Source organism: Jeotgalibacillus malaysiensis, from assembly GCF_044789845.1.
GTDB lineage: Bacteria > Bacillota > Bacilli > Bacillales > Jeotgalibacillaceae > Jeotgalibacillus > Jeotgalibacillus malaysiensis_A.
This window is the reverse complement of sequence record NZ_CP085252.1, coordinates 309,687-334,382: the sequence shown is the minus strand read 5'-3', so window position 1 is coordinate 334,382 and position 24,696 is coordinate 309,687. Positions and strand designations below refer to the sequence as shown.

Here is a 24,696-nt window from a genome sequence, read left to right as displayed (position 1 = left end):
GTTACGACATTTTACTCAAATGCTCATGAATCAGCTTCCAGCCGCCATCTGTTTTCGCGAAAACATTTGTCGCCCGTCCGCTCCCGGAGATCCGCTTTCCTTCGTAGAAACCTTCATACTGATAAACGTATACGCAGGTAGCAGAAGATTCATCTGTATGCAGCCATCTGATATCAACAGCCGAATAGACCTCTTCTTTGATTACCGCCCAAGTACTTTCAAAATAAGCCTGTATCTCATCATGCGTTCTGCAGGTTTGGCTGGTGAACCAGAATAAGGCGTCCTCATGCAGCACCTGTCTCACATTTTCAAAATCGTGCGTGTTTGTCGCTTCTATGTAGGTTTGGAGTGTGTCTTGTGGTGTCATTGTAAGTATTCCTTTCTACTGTAAAGTCTTCTATCACTTCTACAAAAAATCCCCTATCCCCTTCATTCATGATAAATTAACTGAAAAGGCTACACTGAAGGAGTACAGATACATGTCACAAAACAGCGTACAGCAATTCATCAAACAATATAATCTTTTTGAAAATGATCAAATCCAGCAGACTCAGCTTCAGCATCGCTATGCGCTGGCCGAAGCTTTTGGAATTAAAAAGGGTATGAAGGTACTCGAAATCGGTTGCGGACAGGGCGATATGACTGTTGTGCTGGCAGATACAGTGGGTGAAAGCGGACATGTGACGGCTATTGATATCGCGCCTCCTGACTACGGAGCACCTTTTACACTTGGAGAGGCACATGAGCGGATTAATCAGTCAAAGCTTGGTGCTAGAAGTGATTTTCATTTGGAAACAGACTTTCTGGAAATGAATCTGGATAAGCAGTACGATGCTGTTGTTCTCTCCCATTGCTCATGGTATTTTCATGATCCCGCTCAATTGCTTGCCTATTTTAAAAGGATTCGTTCAATCAGTAACATGCTGTGCTTTGCAGAATGGGATATGCAGTTTGAGAAAATCACGCAGCGGGGACATTTTTGTGCTGCATCTATTTTAGCGCTGTATTCCCAGTTCACCGCAAATGATGGAAACATTCAAAATCTGTTTGGGAGAAGTGAGATTGGAAAAATGATAGAAGACGCAGGGATGAAGGTAGAGCAGGAACTGGGTGTTGATGCTCATTATCTTCAGGATAGTCAGTGGGAAATTGATTATGCTATGGAAGTTACTAAAGAATTTTCAGCTGCTCCTTTCAGAATTCAGACGCTTGTTCAAAATTACACGGATATATTAGGTGTTGAGGGAACGAATGAGTCTCTTGATAGCTTTGTCATTGTGGCTAAATGACCCTATAAAATAAAAGGTCTTAGAATCCAACACAGGATTCAAGACCTTTTTCTTTTTTTCTCGGTAAAAGTAAATATCAAGGCAGCCACACTCAAGATCAAAGCCACAAACGCAACAAGCAGATTGTATTCATGTCTATCTGTGTAATAAACGACAACACCTGTAACCACTACCGCGGCCAATAAAATGAGCAATATAGTCCTGATCAGTTCTCTATTCATCATTTTCCCTCCCTTCAAAAACTCCACAATCGTACATATACGAATTCGGGTCACATTCACTGAAATTAAGGTCAGATCCCGAAAATCTCAGGTCATATTCCTAAAATTCAAGGTCACATTTCCTGCATAGCCAAATTTTCGGGTCACATTCCTGAAATCTCAGATCACGTCCACTCAATCTCGGGTCATATCCTCAAATTTTTCAATCACAAACCCATCCCCGGACGTATTCACCACCACATCAAACTCCTCACGATACCCATGCATAAAAACCTCATACTGCACACGCCGCTCATGATGCGACTGCTTCAAATACTCAAGCTCCATGCCCCGCTCACTAATATCCCGGCCGGACCTTCTCAAAAATTCCGTGTCCCCATCTGTATAGAAATAGATGCTGAGATCAAATAATGACTGTTCCAGAAAAGCCACGCTCATGCCTTCCGCAATTGTTACTTTCTTTTCAGATGAAAGCAGCTCACTCGGCAGCCATTTCGTATCAAGTGTATAAAGGTCCATTCCCTTTTTTAGCATCCTTATATCCCGTTCAAGTGACAGCATATGATGCGCTGCCGGGTGACAAGCCGTCATTTTAAATGTATGCGCATGACCTACCCACTCGTATGTAATCATCGTATTCTTTCTGACTTCAGAATCAGTAATATACGGGTCGGTATTCAGTATATTCACCTGATCTCTGCCAATCCGCTCACCCAGCTTCTGAGTAAAAGTAGTTTTACCAGCCGCGCCGTGTCCTGAAATACCAATCAGAATTCTTTCATTCTTCCTTTTTACTAACTTTAAGATCTCTTCAATTAATTGATCCATCGTATACCCCCTTGCTTTTGACAATTTCTATCATACATCTTGCCTGGCAAAAATGATAACGCATCCCAAAAATAAATTCCCCGGAACTTCCAGCCTCCTGGTCCGTATCTTAATTAACAAACCTCTGGAGGGATTCACTTGGAAAAGACACTTGAAAGAAAGCAGCTGGATCTGAGAAAGAAACTGGATGAGAAAAGAAAGCTTGAGAAAAGACTGCTAAACGTGCGTTCACAGCTGACTGAACATGAGAAGAAAAAGGAAGAGCTTGAGCAGAGTCTGTCAAAGGAACAGCTGGATCTGCATAAGATGGACCGCTTTTCTCTAGTGAATGTTGTACGCAAATGGAAAGGCACGCATGAAGAGCTGCGCGAAAAAGAATATGATGAAGCAGCAAAGGCTGAACTGAAACTGAATGAGCATGAACAAATGGTCGAGGACCTAAAGAGTGATGAAGCTGAGCTGGAACAAAATCTCTCAACTTACTCATCTGCTGAAAGTGACTGGGAAGCATTTCTCTCAGAAAAAGAACGCTGGATTAAGCAGAATGACAGTGAAACAGCACGTGAAATCGACCTTCACCTTAATCATTATGCAGACCTTGATGCACTCTTAGTTGAAATTGATGAAGCGATTTATGCCGGTCGCAGTGCGGAATCTTCGCTTGAGACTGCGCTTCAAAATCTGGAATCGGCTCACGGCATGTCGACATGGGATACATTCCTCGGTGGCGGGATCATTGTAACGGCTATGAAGCATAATGATCTCGACCAGTCACAAGATGCCCTGCACCGCGCGCAGCGAAGTCTTCGCAAGTTTGAAGCTGAGCTGAAGGATGTAAAAGAAGAAACAACTGAATCAATGGATGTTGAAAGAGGATCATTTATCACTTTTGCAGATTACTTCCTTGATGATATATTTTCAGAATGGACGATTCACAGCCGGATTAACGATTCAATCAGTAAAGTAGAAGAAACGAAGTCTAAAGTTACCCGTGCTGTCGGCAATCTGCAGAAAGAACGCGGTCAGGTGCTGCACCAGCAGGAAGAAGTATGGGATCGCTATCAGCATTGTATTGAAAATAGATGAAATCCCTAAAACAGGAGTGAAGTAAGTGAACTGGCTTTTTATTGTCTCCCTATTAATCGCCCTATTAATTGCGGGCAGCTCATTTTTCATTGGATTTAAAACCAGAAAAATGAAACCACGCGCTTTTACACAATTTATCAAGGATCACCCTGAGACCGTTTCGCTGAAAGTTCAGCGCAATGGTGAAGTGCTCGTAACGCGTCAGGAAGACCTGATGCTTCCGCTTGCAAGTACAGCAAAAATGGTGATTGCAGTTGAGTATGCAAAACAGGCCGCATCAGGCACACTGGACCCCGATGAGCAGATCCCCCTCTCAGCACTCGAGCCGTTTTATTTTAAACGGACCGATGGTGGTGCGCATGATGCCTGGCTAAAAGAAATCAACCGTCAGGACCCGGTTTCACTTGCTCAGGTAGCAGAAGGCATGATGCATTACAGCTCTAACGCTAACTCAGACTACCTCATGCACAGGCTTGGGCTGGACCGTATTAATCGGACGCTTGAAGAAACCGGCCTCACAGATCACGAGCCGATCTTCCCATTTGTCGCAGCACTTGCAGTCCCTTATACACTGACGACTGAACAGAAGCTGACGCTTGAAGGGGCCAACGCAGAAGTTCGTGATATGTCAAAAGAGGAATACAGGAACATGACGATTATGATCCTGGATCGCTGGCTGAAGCAGCCCTGCACGGATCAGGAAAAGCAGCAGATCCTGAAATGCCTGACTGCTCCTGCCCAGAAAAACTGGTCCGATCATCTAACCCGCTCCAATGCGAAAACGTACACTGATTTTATGGAAAAGCTCAACAGTAAATCATTCTTTTCAAAAGAGGTGCACAGTCACCTCGATCCTCTGCTTGAACCACTCATGGAGAAAAAGGAAAATCGTGAATGGTTGAAACACGCCGGTCAAAAAGGCGGTTCCACCCCACACGTGCTGACTTTCTCACTGTACGCAACTGACCTTGAAGATAACCGGACTGAAATCTCATTCTTGGCTGATGGACTTGTGCTGCTTGATCAGATCAGACTGTCGAAATCAATGAATGACTTTCAGAAAGCAATTTTGAGAGAGGAAGATTTCAGGATCCATTTAACAAATGAACTGCGCTAAAATCTTACCATAACAATTTGGTAAGATTTTTTTCTTTTCTAAGAACCTTCCAAAAATACTTGATCCCCTTTAGAATAGAAAAAAGCGCTTTCTTAAGGGGACGTCATGAAAACAAAACGGAGAAGATTTTCACTTACCACGAAAATTATCAGTTTAAATATTGTCAGTATTCTATTGGTGATGCTTGTCTTTCTCGTTATTTCTCTGGTCATTGAATACAAACAGATCGAGCGGCAAATGGGGACGCAGGCGATGCAGCTTGCGGTGACGGTATCCGCTATGCCTACTGTAATCGATGCTTTTGAACAGGATGAGCCATCTGCGATTTTGCAGCCGCTCATTAATCGTATACGCAATGAAACAGGCGCTGCTTTTATTGTCATTGGAGACACTGAAGGCTTACGCTACGCCCACCCTGATGAAGAGAAACTTGGTAAATCAATGGTTGGCGGGGATAATTTACGTGCGCTTCAGGACGGTGAGTTTTATGTATCTAAAGCAGAAGGTACGCTCGGGCCTTCTATCCGTGGGAAAGGACCGATCCGGAATGCTGAGGGAGAAATTGTCGGCGTTGTTTCTGTAGGCTACCTTTCCTCTTCTGTGATTGATAACGCGATTGAGCGCGGTTCAGTGATTTCACTCATTTCACTGATTGTGATTGTCTTTGGTATTCTCTCAAGCTACCTGCTCGCCCGGAATATCAGGAAAATGACGCTTGGCCTTGAACCTCATGAGATGACCTCACTCTATCAGGAGCGTCAGGCGATTTTAAACTCCATTAAGGAAGGCATTATTTCTGTAGATGACGGTGGCTACATTAAGATTTTGAATCAGTCCGCGATGGACCTTTTAGATGTGGATGAGAATGTATTGAACCAAAAAGTCGAGACCATTCTTCCTAATACCGGTGTCTATGACGTACTGAACAGTGGCGAGCCTCAGCGGGATGTATCCACGACGCTGCGCAGCCGGAGCGTCGTGATTAACAGAACACCTGTCATTAAAGATGGACAAGTGACAGGCGTTGTCTCTACTTTCCGGGACAGAACCGAGATTAATAAAATGATTGAAGCACTCTCTGAAGTCAAAAAATATTCAGAGGATCTGCGGGCTCAGACCCATGAGTTCTCTAATAAGCTGTACATTTTGTCAGGGCTGCTTCAGCTCGGGAAATATGAGGAAGCGATTGAGATGATTCAGGCTGAATCTGATGCGCAGGACCTTCAGAACAAAGTCATTTTTGAACAGATTGAAGATCCGAAAATTCAGGCCCTGCTTTTAGGTAAAAGCGGAAAAGCATCCGAAAAGAAAATCATTTTCAATATAGAAGAAAACAGCAGTCTCCAAATGCTGTCTAATCAGGCATTCAGCGATGTAGCATCTATTATCAGCAACCTGATCGATAATGCATTTGACGCAACAGAAGGAATATCTGATCCGGCTGTCACTCTTTTTATCACAGATATCGGCAATGATATGATCATAGAGGTTGAAGATAACGGCGAAGGCATTCCGGAGACGAATCTGGACCTCGTCTTTAAAACAGGTTATTCAACAAAGGATCAGTCAGACAGAGGCTATGGCCTGGCGATTGTGAAGCAGGCTGCTGAAAACCTTGGCGGAAGTATCGAAGTTCATTCATCACCCGGGCTTGGTACAACCTTTTCAGTCTATCTGCCAAAAGAGATGACATACAGACAGAAGAAAACATCCTGATGGAGGTAACAATCATGCTGAAAGTTGCAATTGCTGAGGATGACTTCCGGGTCGCCTCAATTCATGAGCAGTTCTTAGAAAAAATCGATCACGCAGCATTAACCGGAAAAGCTTTGAATGCAAAGGAAGCCCTTCACCTGCTTGAAACAGAAGAAACGGACCTGCTGCTGCTTGATAACTATCTTCCTGACAGAACCGGTCTCTCCCTTCTTCCGGAAATCCGTGAAAGGTGGCCCGGAACAGATGTCATTTTGATTACTGCTTCAACTGAAAAAGAAGTCGTAGAGCCAGCCGTCCGTTACGGTGCAGCTGATTATATCGTGAAGCCGGTCACGTTTGAACGCTTTAAAAGTGCAGTCGAAAAGGTTCAAAAAAGAAGAAGATTGATTGATTCAAATCATGAGCTCACACAGGATATGATTGATCAGATGTTTTCAGATCAACGTCCGCAGGAAACACCACCCACCCTTTTACCAAAAGGAATTGATCCGCTGACGCTTCAAAAAGTAAAAGATATGATGAGAACGCAGATTCAGGGAATTAATGCTGAAGAACTTGGTCAGAACATGGGCGCTTCAAGAACGACGGCGCGCCGCTACCTTGAGTATCTGATTTCATCGGGTGAAGCAAAGGCTGAACTTGAGTATGGGATTGTTGGCAGACCTGAACGGAAATATTATCTGGTTTGAACACCTCCAGGGTTGGAGGTGTTTTTTATTGCCGCCAATTTGTTGGCATAACGCGCGGCGTTCAATTCATGCCCGGGATTATCCAAATAAGTCCGTCGCTGATTCAATTATCAGGAGGGCTGATACAATTCCACCACGTATTCAGACCGATGTCGCAATCATTTTACAGGATGATGCAATTATTAAAAGCGATGATACATATATCTCCCACGATGATACAATTACATATCACCTCCCCCCCTCGCCCCAAACCCAAACCTCCTCACCGTGAACAAAATGAACAAAACGCCCAAAAAGTTCTTTATGAAAGTTAAATTGTAAACGGTTACATTATGAATATTCTCATTTAACATTACGCAAAAGGATGGATAAATCGACAAACAAACAAGGGGGAAATATGATGAAGAAAATTTTTGGAACAGCAGCAGCTACATTGCTTTTGGTCACTGTAGCAGGATGTGGAAGCGACTCAACAGGCGCAACAGATGAAGACGGCAACTGGTCACCAACGCAGCCAATTGAAATTACAGCACCGGCGGGACCTGGCGGCGGCTGGGATACAACAGCCAGAATGGTCTCTCAGGTATTTGAAGAAGAAGAAATTATTGATCAGCGTCTGCCAGTCGTGAATAAAGCCGGCGGTGGCGGAGCGGTTGGATGGGCATATATGGCTGGTCAGGAAGAAAGTCCCCACCATATGTTTGTAGGCTCACCCCCATTGGTGCTTGTTCCGCTCAACGGTCAATCTGAATACAGTCATGAAGATTTCACGCCACTTGCAAATGTGATTGCAGATTATGGTGCATTTGTCGTGAGAGCGGACGCTGAGTGGGATGATCTGAACGATTTATTTGATGATATGAAAGAAGATCCTCAGAGTGTCAGCGTTGTCGGCACCTCTTCCCCGGGAAGTATGGATCACATGCAGTTCGTTAAAATTGCAAAAGCTGCAGGTGTGGACGTTGCAAACATGAAGTATATCTCAGACCCTGAATCAGGCGGCCTGACTTCAGTTTTAAATGGCAGTATTGACGTGTTTACAACCGGTGTAGCTGAAACGATTGAACAGGTACGTGCCGGAAAAGTAAAAGTGCTCGGAATCACTTCTGAGGAGCGCCTCGAAGGTGAAGTGCTTTCAGACTTCCCTACAGCGATTGAACAGGGTATCGATGAGACGTTTGTAAACTGGAGAGGCTTTTTCGGACCACCGAATATGGACGATGCAGCGGTTGCTTACTATGAAGAGAAATTCAAAGAACTGAATGATTCAGAAGCATGGACTGAGATCCGTGAAAAGTACGGATGGGGCGAAATGTATATGGACAGTGAAGAATACGCAGCGTTCCTTGATGAAGAAGCTGAATCAATGGAAGAACTGCTTGATGAGCTTGGACTTGCCAGAGAATAACTTCCAGAGAGATAGAAGGACTCAGGTGCTTCTATCTCCTTTAACAGAAATGAGGTGAACACAGATATGCTGGCAAAAACAAACCAGAAAGCAGCACTCGTTGTTGCGCTCATCGCAGTCGTATATCTGCTTTTAAGCTTTAACCTGCCTGTCTATTCAAATGCATTGATTGATGCAGACGTGATTCCTAAAGGACTCGGATTCCTTTTACTGTTCTTTGCACTACTACTCTACCTTGATAAGAAAAATGAAACAGAAGCTGATAAAGAAAAGCGGAAAATTTCTAAAAAGCACGTAATCAATCTGCTGGTGGTAGCAGGGATGATTCTCATCTATATTTTCTTACTTGAAATCATCGGATTTGTGCTGATGACAACCGTATTTATCTTTGTCTGTTCACTGTATCTTGATTACAAACATCATGTAACCAATATCATCACGTCAGTTGTCTTTTCACTGGTAATCTACGGTTTGTTTAACTACTTACTTAAAATCAATCTGCCTGCGGGCATACTTCCATTTTAGAAAAGAGGTGACAGTATGGATGCATTTTCCGGTTTAATGTCAGGGTTTGAAATAGCTTTCAGTCTCGAGGGACTATTGTTTGTCTTCATTGGCGTATTCGTCGGAACGTTTATCGGGATGATGCCAGGACTTGGTCCGATCAGTGCGATTGCGATTATGATCCCGATCACTTATTCGATGGATCCTTCGATTGCACTCGTGATGATGGCCGGTGTATACTACGGCGCGATCTTTGGTGGTTCGAGTTCGTCTATTTTGTTAAATGCCCCTGGTGTTGCAGGGACCGTCGCTACTGCTTTTGACGGCTACCCGATGGCTAAGCAGGGGAAAGCGGGCAAGGCATTAGCCATTGCAGCGATCGCTTCTTTTACAGGCGGGACAGTCAGTGTTGTGTTACTGATGCTGTTTACTCCCCTTCTATCTGCAGTAGCCATTTCATTTGGACCTGCCGAATATTTTGCATTAATGTTTCTTGGCTTAACTGCAATTGCGAGTCTGGCTGATGGATCTGCCATTAAAGCATTTATCTCAGCAACACTCGGCTTTATGGTTGTGACGATTGGGATTGATGCACAGACTGGTACAAGCCGTTTTACTTTTGGTAATCCAAACCTTCTTGAAGGCATTGATTTCCTGGTCGTTGCACTCGGTCTCTTTGCGCTTGCTGAGGTTTGTACACTTGTTTTAAACAGAAATGAGAAGGATGATGGACAGAGCAAAAACATCGGTAGCCTTCGCCTTTCAAAGCAGGATATAAAAGATATGAGCGGACCTGTTTCCAGACAGTCATTCCTCGGCTTTATTATTGGCGTTTTACCTGGTGCAGGTGCAACGATTGCTTCATTTATTGCATATATTACTGAAAAGAAAATCGCGAAGAACCCAGAGGAGTTTGGGAAAGGTTCTGTTAAAGGACTTGCAGCGCCTGAGACGGCTAACAATGCTGCCACAAGCGGAGCGTTTGTCCCATTACTGAGTCTTGGGATCCCAGGTTCAGGTACAACAGCTGTTTTACTCGGAGCCTTTCTTGTACTGGGCGTTCAGCCCGGACCTCTTTTAGTGCAGGATCGCCCTGAAATTTTCTGGGGTATCATTGCAAGTATGTATGTCGGTAATATTATTTTACTCGTACTGAACCTGCCACTGATTCCTTACATTTCAAAGATCCTGAAGATCCCACGTCCACTGCTGATTTCACTTGTGATCATCTTCAGTTTAATCGGGGTATATGCAATCAGCTTTAATACGTTTGACCTTTATATGCTATTAGCTTTTGGTGTCATCGGGTTCTTCATGAGGATGTTCTCCTTCCCGGCTGCACCGTTCATTCTGGCATTTATCCTTGGCGGCATGATGGAGCAGGCATTCAGACAGACGCTGACAATCTCTAATGGCAGTTTTGCTATCTTCCTCGATAAGCCAATTGCATTGTCACTGATCGGCGTTGGTTTGCTGACGATTCTCTTCCCGCTTTTAAAAGGACGCAGAAAATATAAGGTGAGCTGAAGATGAGATCCGGACTGTTGTGATGCGGTTCGGATTTTTCATTTGAATCTGTATAATAGTAAGAGAATAAGAGAATCGGAGTTGAATATCGGATGAAAGAACTTAGTATTCAAAAGGTTTCAGCGGATAATTGGAGGTCTCTGGCAGGTCTGACTGTAGCCGCTGATCAGAATCCTTACATAGAACCAAACGAAATCTCTATGCTGGAGTCCTTCTACGACACAAAGCATAACTGGGTCTGCTTTGGTCTTTTTAAACAGGATCAGCCACTCGGTTTTATGATGATTGGCGCTGAGAACAAGGAAGAACAATATATCTGGCTCGACCGGTTTATGATTGATCAGGGCTTTCAGGGGAGTGGTCTCGGGAAGAGCTTCATACAGCTTGCAATTGAATATATCTTTGCTCATTATGCTGTGAATGAAATTGTCATTAGTATCAAGCCTGAAAATGTTGGCGCTAAACGCTTTTATACGCAAGCGGGCTTTGAAGATAGCGGACTGATTGATCCGAAGTTTGATGAAGATATTTTTGTCTACGAGCGAAGTACAGCGGAATAACCATCATGGTCATTCCGCTTGTTTTTTAACATAATGCAGCATCACAATCTGGTTATAAATTTCCGTGTCCACAAGTTCTAATTCCGTATACTTTGTTCCTTTTGGAAAAAGCGGAATTCCTTCACCCAGCACACAGGAAATCACAGCGATATAGTATTCATCAATGCTGTCAGATTCCATACACGCCTTAATCACCTCACCACCGCCGACCACCCAGACCGGTCCACCGTGCTTTTCCTGAAGTGGAGGCAGCAGTGTTTCAACTGATTCTGATGTAAAATGAGCGTACCCATCCTCCTGCTCAGTTCTCGAAAGTACATACACCGGCCGATCTTGGTATGGCTTTTCATCAGTCATTTTCAGTACTTCCTGATACGTACGATTCCCCATCACAATAGACGAAATCCCACGGTAAAAATCGTTATACCCGTTGTCCCCCTCTCCTTCAGCTTTTAGCAGCCAGTCCAGTGAATGATCCTCCTTCGCAATCATGCCATCAAGACTCATCGCGATATACAAAATGTTTTTACTCATTTAATTCATCTCCTTTCAATATCAGTTTATACTATATCTATGACAAAATACGTCGTAATTAAAAGGAGAATCTTTTATGAATAAAAGACAGCTGACGATGATGAGAATGCTTGAACCGAACAGAACATTTACTGCTTCCGAATTGGCCGGACGCTTCGATGTATCTGTCAGAACCATTCAACGGGATCTGGACAAGCTTCAGGAAATTGGTTTTCCTCTCTATTCTGAGCCGGGCAGATATGGTGGTTACCGCGTGCTGCCTAACCGTCTATTACCGCCCCTTCAACTGAATGAAAATGAAGCACTGGGACTTTACCTGATGCTGCATTATTTTCAACAGATTCCTGATTTCCCGTTTGGTGAAATCAGAAATCACCTTGCTGAAAATTATTATGCGGAATTACCGGACTCTACGAAAGAAAAAATCAGGTCGGCCGAAGAAAGAGTCGCTTTCAAAGCACCGCCCGTTATACGTAAAAATAGCTGGACGACTGTGATTCTTCAGGCAGCTATTGAACAAAAGCAGCTTTCGATCACTTATGAATCAGCTAAAGGTAAAAAAGAGTCCAGTGTATTTCCTCTTGGCCTATACTTTGACCAGACCTGGTATATGCCTGCATTGAATAAAGATAAAGTGTTATTGTATCGTGCTGACAGGATTCATTTTGCTGAAATCGGAGAGGAAAAACGTGATCAGCTCCCAACGCTGACAGAATGGATGAACCAGCCAGAAGAACGTCCTTCAGTTGAGACTGTTTTGGCCTTCACTGGTGAAGGAGAGCGGCGGGCAAAAGCAGATCCGTTTTTTAAAGAAGTATCAGATGGTCACTGGAGAGGAGATATCCCTTATGAGGAGTTATCCTTCACCGCGTCTCAACTGCTTGCTTATGGTGGACATGTAAAGGTGCTGGAGCCTGAAGCGCTTGCTGAAAAGGTAAAACAGCATTACGTTGAAGCAATAAAACAATACAAAGATAATGAAGGTTGAAAAGAAGATTGAACGGGAGGAACCAAAGAACTTTTTAATACAACCTTAGTGCAGCGAAGCGTAGGGCGGCGACTCCAGCAGGAATAGCCGGACAGGTGAGACCCCGCAGGCGCGAAGCGATGAGGAGGCTCACCGCCGGCCCTGCGGAAAGCGTCCGCCTGAAGCGCAGCGAAACGATTCCGGGTGTCTGTACATTGTTCTATACTTATTTTCTATCAAACGTCCACTCCACCCCATCACGCGCCATCGCCATCTCATACATTTTCTCAGAAATGTTATCAGGGGAGAAATGTGTATCCGGCTTAACAAATCCATTAATCGTCAGTGTACCAACGTAAATATCTTTTGATTTCAATTCCTGATGAAGTGTCATAGCCAAAACGCGCATAGCCGCTTTTCCTACTGAAACAGATGCAAAGTTCTTCATCGGTTTCACACCCAGCACGCCACCAGTCAACAGAATTGCTCCGCCTTTATCCATATAAGGAAGCGCAGCCTGAACGCTTGCAAGCGCGCCGACAGCATCCACCTGAAGGTCATTCAGCAAATCAGCAGGGTCTGTTTCAGTTGGTGCTCCCTGACGGAATATGTAGGCATTATACATGAGAATATCAATCCGCCCATAGAGATCATTCACATCTTTAATTGCTGCTTTTAAGCTCTCATTCGACGCTGCATTCGCATAGAAAGACTCTGCCTCAATATCCAGCTCTTCAAGCTCATCCACAGCTTCAAGCAGCCTGTCCTCATCTCTTGCTAATAATGCAATCGTATAGCCTTCCTTACCAAACCTCTTCGCAGTACTGAGCCCAATTCCCGGCCCTGCACCGATTATCACCATCACTTTATCTGCCATCAGGATCCTCTCCCTTTAGATGAAAATAGAATCATTCTGGTTTTAAGCTAGCACGCGCTGCAGAAGGGATTCAATTTTCAGTATTCAGGAAAGTGTTTTACTTACGCCAGAATGTTGTACACTCAGCTTTATCTTTCAGATTAAACTCAATCATCTTCTCAAGAAGCTCATAATCGACCGGCTTCCCCCACGGAAAACGGACAAGCATCTTACTGTGATCATGACCTGCTTTTCTGATCTCATCTGCAAAATAATCAATACCAGCTTTTTCAGGGGATACAGCAAGATGTTTTTTTGAGGTGCTGAACGCGATAATAAACGTACCATGATGAGTAAACATCGGCTGATTCCAGCCCACCCGCTTGGCAAGCTCAGGATAAGTTTCACTTACCCAGTCGAGCACTTTTTTTGTTTGTTCACGATGGTCCGGATTTTCAATTGTCTCCAGAAATTCCTCGAAAGTTTCCATTGTGATGCCTCCTATTCGATTTAAAAATATGATCATCATTTGCTTCTCTGTGATATATTTCGACAACCGCCAGTGGGTCCCCTTCTATCAGCTTATTAATTTGATATTAGAACGCTTAAAAAGTCACAGCGTTAAAGACAGCACAACACTCATCACGTGGGAAGTAGAGAATAAACAGCAAGCAGCCTGGCCTGATGAAGCAAAAAATAAAAGTGGAAGAACTTGAGCTGCTCTCTGTTCTTCCACTTTTGCATAACAGCACAACTAAAAAATCAAGGTGTTGGATAAATTGAAAACGCACTGATAAAAATGACTACAATACAAATAAAAATAAACGCATAGATGAACACACTCCACCAGCCAAACGTGCGGCTATAGCCCTTTTGAAAGAAGCTGCTGATAAGCAAAACTAAACTGATGCAGGGAAGGAATACATAGAAAAAACTGAACCCATTTAAATTCTCCTGCGTCATCAGAAAGATGTTTAAGTGCGCCAGAGAGATCAATGAAATAATAAAAGCAGATACACTGAGTTTTGACTCACCTTTCTTCTTTTTTACCAGTTCCATAATCTCACCTCACCCATACGGATTGTCCTGACATCTTCGTTTTCTCTCAGTTTCAATAATTCTTTAGACGGTCCTGTGATCACGCCTCCGTATGCACTTAGTCCATTTTGTTCTAAATAATCAATTCTCTCATCAAGTTCAAGCCATTTTGCTCTGGCGATTGCTGTAGCCTGCTCCTCATAGCCTGACAAAAATTTAAGGCTTTCCATGAACTGCTTATCATTCTGATCCTGCCAGTTATAAGGCGACCAGTTATTTCCTGTCTGTGCAGGATAACCAATAGGCGGAAGATAACCTCCCTCAGTTCCCTGCGCAGCAGCATCGAGGCCAGTATCCACTGCATACCAAAGCCATTTCGCATCTGTATCATCTAGTAATTCATCCACCTCATCAACCGGGACTGTGCGATCAAGTGACACATATATTTCCGATACGGTGCCTTCAGGTAAGTTCTCCAGTGTATCCCAACCTTCATTCAGACTATTACTTTCACCACTATCCGGATGGAACAGGAGCCGCTCCTCACGCTGAGGAATCTCTTTCGGTGGCTGATCAATTGTATAATTTCTATCTGGAAAGTCTGCCTGATTAAAGCGAAAAGGTACAACCCATTCTCCCTGCTTAATCGTTGATTCACCAACCTCCTTATATAAGTCCATATATACATCAAACGTAAAGAGACCCATTTCATACTCAATATTAAATTCATCCACACTCGCGTTCGGTTCAGTGACATACACAGTATGATACGCTACATCAATCAGGGTATTTGCACGCTCAATGAATCCATAATAAATGTAGCTCCCGAGCATCAAAACCGGAAAGATCAGTAAGAGTATCATCACAACATACCCAATGACTGTTAACTTCGCGCTGCGTGCACTTCTTTTTAAAATCTCACCTACTCTTTCAGGCGGCAATTCATCCTGTGGAAATGTTTCATTCATAACGTCCTGATAAGCTTCTGCCTGTTCAATTTCCAGTTCAATTTTGGCTGCTTCCTGATCAGACAGCTCACCGGCATAATATTTTTTCAGCCTTATTTTGAACTCTTCACTCATCCTGCTCACGTCCTTTTCTCATCAGCGTCTTTAACTTCCCTCTTCCGCGAAATAAATAAGATTTTAGTGTATTAATGTTGACATCCATTTTCAAAGAAGCTTCCTGCAAGGAGTATCCCTGTAAGTCATACAACAGAATTGCCTGTTTGTGCTCCGGTTTTAAAAGGTCTATATGTTGATACAAAATTTCTTTTTCATCCTTCTTTACAAATAATGTTTCAGCAGAAGCCTCTGATTCCATATGATTCACAATTTCCGGTGAGACAAGCTGTACATTTTTATTTTTTCTCAGATAGTCGATAAATGTATGATAAGCAACCTTGAACAGCCAGGCTTTGATTGAGACAGGCGGGTGATCATCAAAGGCACCAAATATTTTAATAAAAGTATCCTGTGTCAGATCCTCTGCAAGGGAACGGTCTCTACATAGCGAGAAAAGGTAACGGTATACATCATTGACATAGCGCTGATAGATCTCTTGTACTTCCAATACCTTTCCCCCTTCCATCTAAATAACGGATACACATGGAATAAAGTTGCAGTTATGGTGAAATTAATTTGGATAAATCAAACCGCCCTTAAAAATTAGTATTCATTCTTTTAAAAGTCTATTTTTACTTATGCCAATACTTGCTTTCTAATAGATGGGTAAAATATACTATCATTAAGCATAGTACGATTTTAGGGGAGATCGCTAATGTATATTGCCAGGCAACCTATATTTGAAAAAGACTTAAGCACCTTTGGATACGAGCTGTTGTTTCGTTCTTCTCCAAACGCACGCGGGTACGACGGCACAGATGCCAACCTATCAACTATAACTGTATTGCAGGGGTTACTCGAAGCAGGCCTTGGAAAGATCAGTGATTATTCACATGTCTTTGTTAATTTTACGAAGGATATGTTATTAAGCGACCTGGTCGAAGTCATTCCACCTGAACAAATGGTCATTGAAATTCTTGAAGGTACCATCATAGATGACCAACTGATCAGGCGGGTTCAATATTTAAAAAGTATTGGTTATAAAATTGCGCTGGATGATTTTGATGCTGACTTAGGGAAATATGAATTAAAAGATGATGCAGATATTATTAAATTCGATATCCGCGCAACACCGCTTGAGACCATCAGTTCCCAGGTAGCTGAAGCACATATCAGGAAAAAAGTGCTTTTAGCTGAAAAGGTAGAAACACTTGAGGAATTTGAGCAGGCAAAGGAAATGGGCTTTCACCTGTTGCAGGGATACTTCTTCAGCAGGCCGAACATCATCACCAGAGCAACCTACAAACGGCAGTACAAACATACATATTTACGCATTCTGCAGGAATTGAAATCACCTGAACCTTCTTATCAGAAACTAACTGAAATTGTAGAAACTGATGCTTCACTCAGTTATCGTCTCATGAAGATCATCAGTCACAGAAATCAAAACCAGCTGTCTTATTCCATCAAGCGGGCACTTGTTCAAATGGGGATTAAAAACTTTGAAAGATGGATTAATATCCTGATGCTGCAGGATCTTTCTGAGGATAAGCCTGATGAATTACTGAAGCTTTCACTGGTCCGCTCGAAGTTTGCCGAGCAGCTGTGCGGGGCAAGCCACCTGCATGAGCGGAAAATTGATGCAGCTGTCATGGCCCTGTTCAGTACCATTGATGCGATTTTAGATGATCATATGGAAAACGTCTTAACAACCGTTCCACTGTCACCTGAAATTAAAGCTGCGCTGCTAAACGGGGATAGCCTCCTTGCCCCAATCTATTATACGGTCATGTGCTTTGAAAAAGGCGACCTGGCATGCGTGGAGAAATGGACAAGTGAACTGAATATTGATACCGCCCTTTTGAACGGCATGTATGTAAAAGCTGTTGAGTGGGCGAATAAGGTTTATCAATAAGCGGGGAGACAGGTTCCCCGCTTATTATCATTCTTCTGCAAAAGCATCCTCCTTCCCCGGCTTCCACAAAAATGCACAGAACACACACGATAATATCAGCATAAAAAGAGCAGCTGTGACAATGGCCTCCCTCAGTGAAAACAGGTCGGCTGCCGCTCCAAGCAACAGGACAAACAATACCTGAAAAGCACTTTGTCCAAGCTCAAACACACTTGTCACCCTTCCCATGATGTCAACCGGCACATTGTTCTGATAAAAAGTGGACATCCCCGTGTTCAGGAAGGAATTAAAGAACCCAAGTAAAATGAAGCCTGCTGCAATACTTGCAAATGACCATGAAAAAGCATAGATCACATAACCCGCTGACATCAGAAGCAAACCGGTTGTCGTCATCATTCTGATTGAGATTTTCTCAGACAGCACAGATAAGACAAGTGCTCCTGCTATCGAGCCAATCCCTGTAATACTAATCAGCAAGCTGTATTCAAGCTCTGACAGCCCTACAACTTCCCTTGCAAACACGACCTCCTGGGCATCCATCGCAAATGTAAACAATAAGATCGCAATAAACCCTATATACACAATTGCTACATAAGATGATTGCTTCACAAAATCAAATACTACTGTAAAATCAGTCTTTACCTGCTGAATCGTCAGCTTAGGAATCGATGCCTTTTCAATCTTTTCGATTTCAGGTAATAACAGCATTGCCCCGGCCGCCACTACAAAAAAGAAGGCATTGATCCAGAGTGTCACATGAATAGAGGTGAGCAGAATCAAGGTCCCGGCCACTGCCGGACCAACGATAAAAGCACCTGATGACGTAAATGAGCGAATGGCATTAAACCTTTTTCTCATCGCCTGGGATACGAGCATTGTGATATAGGTAACAGATGATGGATTAAAAAACGACTTTGCAATACTCAGCAGGACAAGAATCACATAGATGACCAAGACATTCGGCGCAAATGGAATCAGCGCAATGAGCCCCGCTCTCGCAATATACGTTGCGATCATCACTTTTCTCTTACTCCTGTAATCAATGAAGCTGCCAGTCCAGAACTTCATCACGATATTTGTTAACGGCGCTACAATCCAGAGTCCGGCAACCGCTGCTGCAGAACCTGTCATATTCAGTACAATGAGATTGATTGCGACGAGATAGATAAAATCTCCGATCGAGGCAATGCCTGTTGAAGCAAGCAGGGTGCCCGGGTCTTTCCAGTGCTTTAGTTTTTTCATGTCGTTGTTACCTTTAATGACAGTTTTAATTGATATGTATTGAATGCAGGTTCTGTTTTCAGATTGGTGCGGCTGAATAGTTCAGTTGAAAAGGGATCTGTTGTATCGACCTCAGGCGTTATTTTAGTAAAGCCATGTTGCTTCAGATCCAACAGCTGCTTTTTTAGTATTGGCTTGAGTAATTCCAACTGCTGTCCCTTAGTTGTGCCAACCCATCCCAACTCCACTTCTTCGTTATTAACAGGATGAAGCATGATATAGCCTGTAATCTGATCAGTGAATTGAATATAACTATGCTGCAGGTCAGGGTTGTCATCAAGCAGCAGGCTCTCCCATACTTCAAGCGGTTCTTCAGCAACAGGACTAATGAGATGCGTCGCAGTATAGTTATCTTTGAGCAGTTGAAAAAAGTCTCTTTTCAGGATAGGATCCTGTGTAATTTCTTTTAAAGTAAGCAGGTTTTCTGCCGGTTGAATACCTTTGAGATCTTTCAGAACAGTATCGATTTCAAGTGTCGGCATAAATGTTTGCCGGACCAGTTCAAAGCCATTGTTTAAAGCAATCTTCTTGAATATGTGCAGATTCTCATCAAACGACCACATGGCATGATCATAATCCCGGGCATTTAGTTGACTCTTTATTCCTTCGAATAGTGCCCCGGTAAGCTCCTCCTGCTCCGGTATATGTGTATCTGTGAAGATTGATATCCTCTCTCCATGCGGATGAAACTCTTTACCCCAGCTCAGACCAATTCCAACAATCGTTTGTTTGAAGGCTACTGTGCATAGACTGTTATGTTCTTTTCTTGAAATCATATTTAAGACACCTGCAATTTCACTGCGCAATTCTTTACTGCATAGAGAAATATCCAGATTTTTTATGTACTCTAGTTGGAACATGCTCCACCTCTTTTATTCATAAAATACTTTAGGTGTTATCTTCACACTCTACCATTATATGTTAACATTATTATTGATTGAATTTTACGAAAACAGAAAGGAGGCACGAATTTGTCACAATCTGCGCGTGTATATACGGTGCCAAAACATATTATTTCAGCAGCAACCATTGTTGTGAATGAAAAGAATGAGCTGCTGTTGATTAAAGGACCAAGAAGGGGCTGGGAAATGCCTGGCGGTCAGGTGGAGGAAGGTGAATCACTGGAGGCGGCTGCGATCCGGGAGACGAAAGAAGAATCCGGGATAGATATTGAAATCATCCGTTTTTGCGGGGTTTTTCAGAATGTAGAGCGATCGATTTGTAATACATTGTTTCTCGCAAAGCCTGTTGGCGGAGTCTGTACAACTTCCCCTGAGAGTCTGGAAGCAGGATTTTTTCCGATTGATGAAGCCCTTGAAAAGGTAACGATCGGAAATTTCAGAGAACGGATTGAGTGCTGTCTCGATCGGGACCAGCAGCCTTTTTACGTAGCTTTTTAATTTTTTGGTTGAGAGGTAATATTATGTATCCCTACAACAGTTTTTCACATGTATTGCTGATTATCTTGCTTTGGTGGGTCATTCTGTTTGTATTTCAAAGGTTATCTAACCGTTATCCAGAGCCTAACCCCATCAAAAAAGACTTGATCATTACGTTGGTACAAAGTTCATTACTCGTCATTCTGTTTCCGATTATTCTTTATTTCTTCAGGTAACTTTATAACACTTTTCAAGGAGGCATTACTATGATGTTTGATTTGGGTCCTTCACTCTTTCCACTGCTTGTCTTTTTTACATACATTGCTGCTGTTGGTTTCGTGATCTGGTTCGTGGTCAGTCTGATCAGAATCCAGCGTGAGAAAAATGAACAGTTAGCTAAAATTTCAAGCGGCCTTCATTTGATCAGTACAAAGCTTGATAAAGAATAAACTCACATAAAAAGGGACGACTTCTTAATTCATTCAACACGAATGAAATCAAGGGTCTGTCCCTTTATTGTTTTTCTGATCCACTGAGCGATAAGGAAGTGTCAGGTTCAGATTTTCAATTGTAATTGAATATGCCGGAACCGGTGTTGCGCTTGTCGTATCAGCTGAAACCTGTGACTGAAGCGCTACGATTTGAGCCTGCAGATCAGCAAACATTTGATTCTGTTGATCCTGTCTTTTCTGGTCTTCAATATTACTGAGCTCTTCCTCTTTAACAGCCTTAATCGCTGCGATTGTGCCTATGACATCAGCAACCGTGGTCAGCGCAGCTGCAATCACTGCCAATCTAGAGGAAGAGATACCGCTACTGTTATTATTTTGTCCGTTATAAAACCATGGATCATTCATAAGCTTCGCCCTCCCTGCTTATACGGACAAAACTGTAGTGTTTAATGTAGTAAATGCAAAGAGAAGTAAGTGTGTGACACCGTTTGAAACTATAAGCTCAAGTCATAGTGCCAGAATGTCTCATCACGCTGATAACCATTCCGTTCATATAGACGCTGTGCATTCACATTATCCGGAGCCGTACTCAGACTAATGCTTGCAGCACCTGTTTCAAGTCCGAACTCTTTCACTCTCTGCAAAAGCAGTTCCCCAACTCCCTTTTTTCTAGCAGATTTATTCACATATAAATCATTCAGCACCCATGCTCTCTTCATTGAGATTGATGAGAAAACAGGATATAACTGTGTAAAACCAAGGATTTGATCATCTTCTCTTACATAAAAGATCACTGATTCCTCTGTTGATAACCTTTCATTCAAATAGTTTTCAGCACCTGTCAGATCAGAAGCCTGCTGATAAAACTGGCGGTATGCATCAAACAATGGGGCAAGTGCAGTACTGTCTTTTGCGGTGGCACGGTTAATGTTCATATTGATTCCTCACTTCTCCTTATTATGTATATCTATTTCTATTGTACACATTCTGATCTTTCCAGCCTTCATCTTAAATTAAGACTTATGAATGAACTCTTATTAAATCCTATGAATGAATACAATGGTAATGCTATTGAATATAGTTGGATTATCACAAAAACAGGGAGATCATCCAGATGAAAAACTTATATAAAGATATCCGGTTTCGATTCATTATTTTTGCAAATCTAGCTTCATCAATTGGTTCCGGCATCACGATGATCGCTATTCCATGGCTGCTCGTATCCAGTAATGACGGGAGCGAGATCTTTGGCTATATAACAATCAGTATGACAATCATCAGCTTTGTTATTACACCGCTCGTTGGTAATCTGATTGACAAAATGTCCAGAAAGAAGCTGCTCTTAATCAGTAAAATAGTCAGTCTTATTGTGTTAAGTGCATTTTCATTCATTGGTTTTACAGGCGCTACATATGAAATATGGCATTATATCATTCTTTATCTGACTGGGAGTTTATACTATACGGTTTTCTATCCAACGATGTTTGCACTAAATCAGGAACTCTTTACAAAGGATCAGTACAAATCTTTAAATGGAGTAATGGAAATACAAGGGCAGTTATCCAGTGTCATTGCGGGTGCTCTCGCCAGTATCTTGTTAACGATATGGGAAGTGCACTTTATTCTGCTGTTGAATCTGCTGGCTTATACATTTGCTATTTATTTTTATATTAAAATTCCTTACAGGAAAAAGTCCGATGTAATTCAGGAAGAGTTAAAGGTTCCCGGACCTTTCAGCAGTTTATATTACATCAGAAAACGCCCCGCAATGTTTATCATCTTACTATTTTCAACGATGCCTTTTATCGGTGTAATGGTGACGAACTATTTGTTCCCGGTGTACCTGGCCGATGTTTTAGAAACTTCGGGAAGCATGTATGGCATTCAAAGTATGATTTATGCGATCGGCGCTGTTACTGCAGGAATGATTGTGCCATTCATTGCAGCAAAATGGGGAGTAGGTAAAACGATTATTTATTGTATGGTTACATATACTGCTGCCATTTCTGTTATTTTATTTGCTAATATACCACTATATCTGGCTCTAATGTTCTTTATTGCAATCGGAAACAGTGGAACCAGAGTCGCCAGAAACACTTTCATGATGGATCAGATTCCTAATGGGATCATCGGTAGAGTAGATGGCCTGTTCCGGTCAATCGGCCTGCTTCTAAGAATTGTACTGTTATCGATTTTTACCGGAATGGTATCCATCGGATTGATTATCTACTGTTTCACTGTACTTTGTGCTCTACTAGTTGTCAGTTCACTGCTTGTCATTTTGTTTTGGAAAAAGGGCATTAAGAATGCAAGTATTCAAACCGATCAATATGGAACAGTGGCTTGAAGCTAGACTTTATCATTTGATAACTACTTTGAAGGCAAGGGTCTGACCCCTTATCCTTCACTCGCTAACAACCCATAATGTAAAAGATCCAGATATTTTCCATCTTTCCTCACGTGTTCTCTCAAAACGCCTTCTCTTTTCATCCCGAGCTTTGCGAGCACTTTCCCTGAAGCCGGATTTGAATCGAAGCAGCGGGTGTACACTTTGTGAAGTCTTTTTTCATCAAAAGCAAACTGTATCATGGCTTCTGCCGCTTCTGTTGCGAAGCCTTTGCCCCAGTGTGCTTCACCAATCCAGTAACCCAGTTCGCCGTGATTGAATGTCTTATGTATGGATAATCCAACTGATCCAAACAGCTCGCCAGATAACTTATCTGTCACAGCTAAATCATACATTCTCTCATTTTCTCGATTCTCTTCATGAAAGCCGATCCATGTCAGTGCATCTTGTTTTGTATATGGATACGGAATATGCAATGTATGCTGATAGATTTTAACGTTGTTACACATTGCAGCAACATCCTCGCCATCATTTTCAGTAAACATTCTCAGAATCAGTCTATTTGTCTCTAATTGTTTCACTTGTCTTCAACTCCCTTATGTATAGAATATCTTCTCTGTAATGTTCAATATGTCCTTCCACTTTCATCTTCTGAAAAGCAGGATCACCCGCTTCTGCCTTTTTGATGATCAGCAGACACAGTGCTTCCAACCTCTGTATGACGACATCTACTATATTTCCAAACTCTTTTCCATATGCTTTTAAAAACACGTTTACTCTCCTCAGCTGTTCAGCCGGATCGGTTTTGATCTTCTCACCACTCTCAGCTAAATAAAATCGACTTAGTGGCACACACGTATACAGTGTATAAGCAATGTCCCAACTCACAGGACCCGGCGCTGCCACATCAAAATCAATGACACCGTACACCTTCCCGTCACGGAAAATCAGGTTATAGATCGCGAAATCGTTGTGGCAAATCACTTCACGTTTTTCGGGCGTTCCGGGAAGAGGCGTCCAGTTCTCATCAAATGAAAAGTCACGTACAGCCTCGTGATAGTCACGCAGCATAACAGCAATTCTTCTTAGATTTTCGTCTGACCACATATACGTTTTAGCAGGATAATTTCCGGCTTCTCCGTCAATAAAAGTGAGGATCTCTCTTCCCTGCTCGTCGATACCAAGAAACTGCGGCGAGTAAGGATAACCTTTTGTTTCTAAATGTAGCAACAGCTTATGAATACGCTCACTGCCTTCTTTCATTTCTCTGCGGACTGTATTCCCGGAGCGAACGACTTTTGATAGGTTGCCTCCTGTTAGTTCTGATTCCTGTAGATCATTCTTTGCAACCAGGATTTTTAGTGCAATGTCTTTCGGTTTAACATTTAAATCTGCCAGTTGCCTAATTTCCATCCACATTGGCAAATATGTCCCTCTATTTCTATTTGTATCTGTCAGCTCTTTTCCATGTCCCTCTCCAAATACTCCGCCTGTAATGTCAGCTTCAAAGAAATACTGGATTCCTTCATATTCTATTTTAGATATACATTGTCCCACCTTCACATTCACACCCAATTCTTCAAAAGCCTCTCTTTTTGCCGCTTCTTCAGGCGTCTCGCCAGACTCTATACCGCCCCCTGGAAAAACATAATACACTTCGTTATTTCTAACTCTTTTAATTAACGCGACCTGTCCTTTTTGAATAATGACGACTGCACTTCTATTTCTCATAGATGGGCACCTCCACTTTTTCCAAATCATTAAAACTAGTATACTTGCAGTGACGAAGGGTGGGATTGGCATTGAAAATGATTGGGCTGATTGGGGGGATGAGCTGGGAATCCTCAGCTGCACGGAAATCGGTTTGTTGATCAGCCCCAAAGACACTGCAATACCACTATTTGATACAGCTGAGATT

29 protein-coding genes are annotated in these 24,696 nt (G+C 42.6%); 14 read left to right on the top strand and 15 right to left on the bottom strand.

Features of this window, described 5'->3' with window-relative positions:
- Window position 1 precedes the first annotated feature (1 nt).
- Window positions 2-367, bottom strand: coding sequence for a YybH family protein (locus LG330_RS01880; protein ID WP_404407028.1), 366 nt, complete (start codon window positions 365-367; stop codon window positions 2-4).
- 112 nt (window positions 368-479) lie between these two features.
- Here LG330_RS01880 and LG330_RS01875 point away from each other — a divergent pair, with 112 nt between their 5' ends.
- Window positions 480-1,289: an SAM-dependent methyltransferase gene (locus LG330_RS01875; protein WP_404407027.1), complete on the top strand. Its 810-nt coding sequence runs from the start codon at window positions 480-482 to the stop codon at window positions 1,287-1,289.
- Between the two features lie 38 nt (window positions 1,290-1,327).
- Here LG330_RS01875 and LG330_RS01870 read toward each other — a convergent pair whose 3' ends face one another.
- Window positions 1,328-1,510 (bottom strand): hypothetical protein, encoded by a 183-nt coding sequence (locus LG330_RS01870; RefSeq protein WP_404407026.1) that lies wholly within the window; start codon window positions 1,508-1,510, stop codon window positions 1,328-1,330.
- 174 nt (window positions 1,511-1,684) lie between these two features.
- Window positions 1,685-2,338: a uridine kinase gene (locus tag LG330_RS01865; RefSeq protein WP_404407025.1), complete on the bottom strand. Its 654-nt coding sequence runs from the start codon at window positions 2,336-2,338 to the stop codon at window positions 1,685-1,687.
- A 138-nt stretch (window positions 2,339-2,476) separates the two neighbouring features.
- On the opposite strand from LG330_RS01865, the gene LG330_RS01860 reads away from it, so the two are divergent.
- The 8 genes from LG330_RS01860 to LG330_RS01825 all read left to right on the top strand — a co-directional run bounded on the left by LG330_RS01860 (window position 2,477) and on the right by LG330_RS01825 (window position 10,945).
- Window positions 2,477-3,424 carry a hypothetical protein gene (locus LG330_RS01860; protein WP_404407024.1) on the top strand — a complete coding sequence of 316 codons (948 nt, stop codon included), beginning with the start codon at window positions 2,477-2,479 and terminating at the stop codon, window positions 3,422-3,424.
- 25 nt (window positions 3,425-3,449) lie between these two features.
- Window positions 3,450-4,541, top strand: coding sequence for a serine hydrolase (locus tag LG330_RS01855; RefSeq protein WP_404407023.1), 1,092 nt, complete (start codon window positions 3,450-3,452; stop codon window positions 4,539-4,541).
- A 105-nt stretch (window positions 4,542-4,646) separates the two neighbouring features.
- A complete protein-coding gene (locus tag LG330_RS01850) occupies window positions 4,647-6,257 on the top strand; it encodes an ATP-binding protein (RefSeq protein ID WP_404407022.1) in 1,611 nt (536 codons plus the stop codon).
- Between the two features lie 14 nt (window positions 6,258-6,271).
- A complete protein-coding gene (locus tag LG330_RS01845; protein ID WP_404407021.1) occupies window positions 6,272-6,946 on the top strand; it encodes a response regulator in 675 nt (224 codons plus the stop codon).
- A gap of 400 nt (window positions 6,947-7,346) precedes the next feature.
- On the top strand, window positions 7,347-8,354 hold the full coding sequence (locus LG330_RS01840; RefSeq protein ID WP_404407020.1) for a tripartite tricarboxylate transporter substrate-binding protein: 1,008 nt from the start codon (window positions 7,347-7,349) through the stop codon (window positions 8,352-8,354).
- A gap of 66 nt (window positions 8,355-8,420) precedes the next feature.
- Window positions 8,421-8,879: a tripartite tricarboxylate transporter TctB family protein gene (locus LG330_RS01835; protein ID WP_404407019.1), complete on the top strand. Its 459-nt coding sequence runs from the start codon at window positions 8,421-8,423 to the stop codon at window positions 8,877-8,879.
- A gap of 15 nt (window positions 8,880-8,894) precedes the next feature.
- Window positions 8,895-10,385, top strand: a complete 1,491-nt coding sequence (locus LG330_RS01830) for a tripartite tricarboxylate transporter permease (protein ID WP_404407018.1) — start codon at window positions 8,895-8,897, stop codon at window positions 10,383-10,385.
- A gap of 92 nt (window positions 10,386-10,477) precedes the next feature.
- The gene (locus LG330_RS01825) at window positions 10,478-10,945 is read left to right on the top strand and encodes a GNAT family N-acetyltransferase (protein WP_404407017.1); all 468 of its coding nucleotides are present in this window, start codon (window positions 10,478-10,480) and stop codon (window positions 10,943-10,945) included.
- A 9-nt stretch (window positions 10,946-10,954) separates the two neighbouring features.
- Here the strand turns inward: LG330_RS01825 and LG330_RS01820 are convergent, their stop codons facing one another.
- Complete coding sequence (locus LG330_RS01820) at window positions 10,955-11,479, bottom strand: dihydrofolate reductase family protein (protein WP_404407016.1); 525 nt, start codon at window positions 11,477-11,479, stop codon at window positions 10,955-10,957.
- Window positions 11,480-11,555: 76 nt separating this feature from the next.
- Here LG330_RS01820 and LG330_RS01815 point away from each other — a divergent pair, with 76 nt between their 5' ends.
- On the top strand, window positions 11,556-12,467 hold the full coding sequence (locus LG330_RS01815) for a helix-turn-helix transcriptional regulator (protein WP_404407015.1): 912 nt from the start codon (window positions 11,556-11,558) through the stop codon (window positions 12,465-12,467).
- 205 nt (window positions 12,468-12,672) lie between these two features.
- On the opposite strand, the gene LG330_RS01810 is transcribed toward LG330_RS01815, so the two are convergent.
- From LG330_RS01810 to LG330_RS01790, 5 genes are all read right to left on the bottom strand, one after another.
- Window positions 12,673-13,323 carry an SDR family NAD(P)-dependent oxidoreductase gene (locus LG330_RS01810; RefSeq protein ID WP_404407014.1) on the bottom strand — a complete coding sequence of 217 codons (651 nt, stop codon included), beginning with the start codon at window positions 13,321-13,323 and terminating at the stop codon, window positions 12,673-12,675.
- A 97-nt stretch (window positions 13,324-13,420) separates the two neighbouring features.
- On the bottom strand, window positions 13,421-13,792 hold the full coding sequence (locus LG330_RS01805; protein ID WP_404407013.1) for an iron chaperone: 372 nt from the start codon (window positions 13,790-13,792) through the stop codon (window positions 13,421-13,423).
- A gap of 272 nt (window positions 13,793-14,064) precedes the next feature.
- Window positions 14,065-14,361: a hypothetical protein gene (locus tag LG330_RS01800; protein ID WP_404407012.1), complete on the bottom strand. Its 297-nt coding sequence runs from the start codon at window positions 14,359-14,361 to the stop codon at window positions 14,065-14,067.
- Complete coding sequence (locus tag LG330_RS01795; protein ID WP_404407011.1) at window positions 14,349-15,422, bottom strand: anti sigma factor C-terminal domain-containing protein; 1,074 nt, start codon at window positions 15,420-15,422, stop codon at window positions 14,349-14,351. The genes LG330_RS01800 and LG330_RS01795 overlap by 13 nt, the downstream gene beginning before the upstream one ends.
- Window positions 15,415-15,912: a sigma-70 family RNA polymerase sigma factor gene (locus LG330_RS01790; RefSeq protein ID WP_404407010.1), complete on the bottom strand. Its 498-nt coding sequence runs from the start codon at window positions 15,910-15,912 to the stop codon at window positions 15,415-15,417. The genes LG330_RS01795 and LG330_RS01790 overlap by 8 nt, the downstream gene beginning before the upstream one ends.
- Before the next feature lie 207 nt (window positions 15,913-16,119).
- Here LG330_RS01790 and LG330_RS01785 point away from each other — a divergent pair, with 207 nt between their 5' ends.
- Complete coding sequence (locus tag LG330_RS01785) at window positions 16,120-17,319, top strand: EAL and HDOD domain-containing protein (protein WP_404407009.1); 1,200 nt, start codon at window positions 16,120-16,122, stop codon at window positions 17,317-17,319.
- 27 nt (window positions 17,320-17,346) lie between these two features.
- Here LG330_RS01785 and LG330_RS01780 read toward each other — a convergent pair whose 3' ends face one another.
- Both LG330_RS01780 and LG330_RS01775 read right to left on the bottom strand, forming a co-directional pair.
- On the bottom strand, window positions 17,347-18,561 hold the full coding sequence (locus LG330_RS01780; RefSeq protein WP_404407008.1) for an MFS transporter: 1,215 nt from the start codon (window positions 18,559-18,561) through the stop codon (window positions 17,347-17,349).
- Complete coding sequence (locus LG330_RS01775) at window positions 18,558-19,460, bottom strand: hypothetical protein (protein WP_404407007.1); 903 nt, start codon at window positions 19,458-19,460, stop codon at window positions 18,558-18,560. The genes LG330_RS01780 and LG330_RS01775 overlap by 4 nt, the downstream gene beginning before the upstream one ends.
- Window positions 19,461-19,571: 111 nt before the next feature.
- Between LG330_RS01775 and LG330_RS01770 the strand changes: the two genes are divergently transcribed.
- Window positions 19,572-20,000 carry an NUDIX hydrolase gene (locus LG330_RS01770; RefSeq protein WP_404407006.1) on the top strand — a complete coding sequence of 143 codons (429 nt, stop codon included), beginning with the start codon at window positions 19,572-19,574 and terminating at the stop codon, window positions 19,998-20,000.
- A 245-nt stretch (window positions 20,001-20,245) separates the two neighbouring features.
- Complete coding sequence (locus LG330_RS01765; protein WP_404407005.1) at window positions 20,246-20,428, top strand: hypothetical protein; 183 nt, start codon at window positions 20,246-20,248, stop codon at window positions 20,426-20,428.
- A 48-nt stretch (window positions 20,429-20,476) separates the two neighbouring features.
- On the opposite strand, the gene LG330_RS01760 is transcribed toward LG330_RS01765, so the two are convergent.
- Together LG330_RS01760 and LG330_RS01755 are read right to left on the bottom strand one after the other, a co-directional pair.
- The gene (locus LG330_RS01760; RefSeq protein ID WP_404407004.1) at window positions 20,477-20,836 is read right to left on the bottom strand and encodes a hypothetical protein; all 360 of its coding nucleotides are present in this window, start codon (window positions 20,834-20,836) and stop codon (window positions 20,477-20,479) included.
- An 89-nt stretch (window positions 20,837-20,925) separates the two neighbouring features.
- Window positions 20,926-21,366: a GNAT family N-acetyltransferase gene (locus LG330_RS01755; RefSeq protein WP_404407003.1), complete on the bottom strand. Its 441-nt coding sequence runs from the start codon at window positions 21,364-21,366 to the stop codon at window positions 20,926-20,928.
- Between the two features lie 179 nt (window positions 21,367-21,545).
- Between LG330_RS01755 and LG330_RS01750 the strand changes: the two genes are divergently transcribed.
- Window positions 21,546-22,778 (top strand): MFS transporter, encoded by a 1,233-nt coding sequence (locus LG330_RS01750; protein WP_404407002.1) that lies wholly within the window; start codon window positions 21,546-21,548, stop codon window positions 22,776-22,778.
- 50 nt (window positions 22,779-22,828) lie between these two features.
- On the opposite strand, the gene LG330_RS01745 is transcribed toward LG330_RS01750, so the two are convergent.
- Window positions 22,829-23,359 (bottom strand): GNAT family N-acetyltransferase, encoded by a 531-nt coding sequence (locus LG330_RS01745; RefSeq protein ID WP_404407001.1) that lies wholly within the window; start codon window positions 23,357-23,359, stop codon window positions 22,829-22,831.
- Entirely contained in the window at window positions 23,337-24,509 is a 1,173-nt protein-coding gene (locus LG330_RS01740; protein WP_404407000.1) for an NUDIX domain-containing protein, read from the bottom strand. Before LG330_RS01740 ends, LG330_RS01745 begins: the two co-directional genes overlap by 23 nt.
- Window positions 24,510-24,696: the final 187 nt, after the last annotated feature.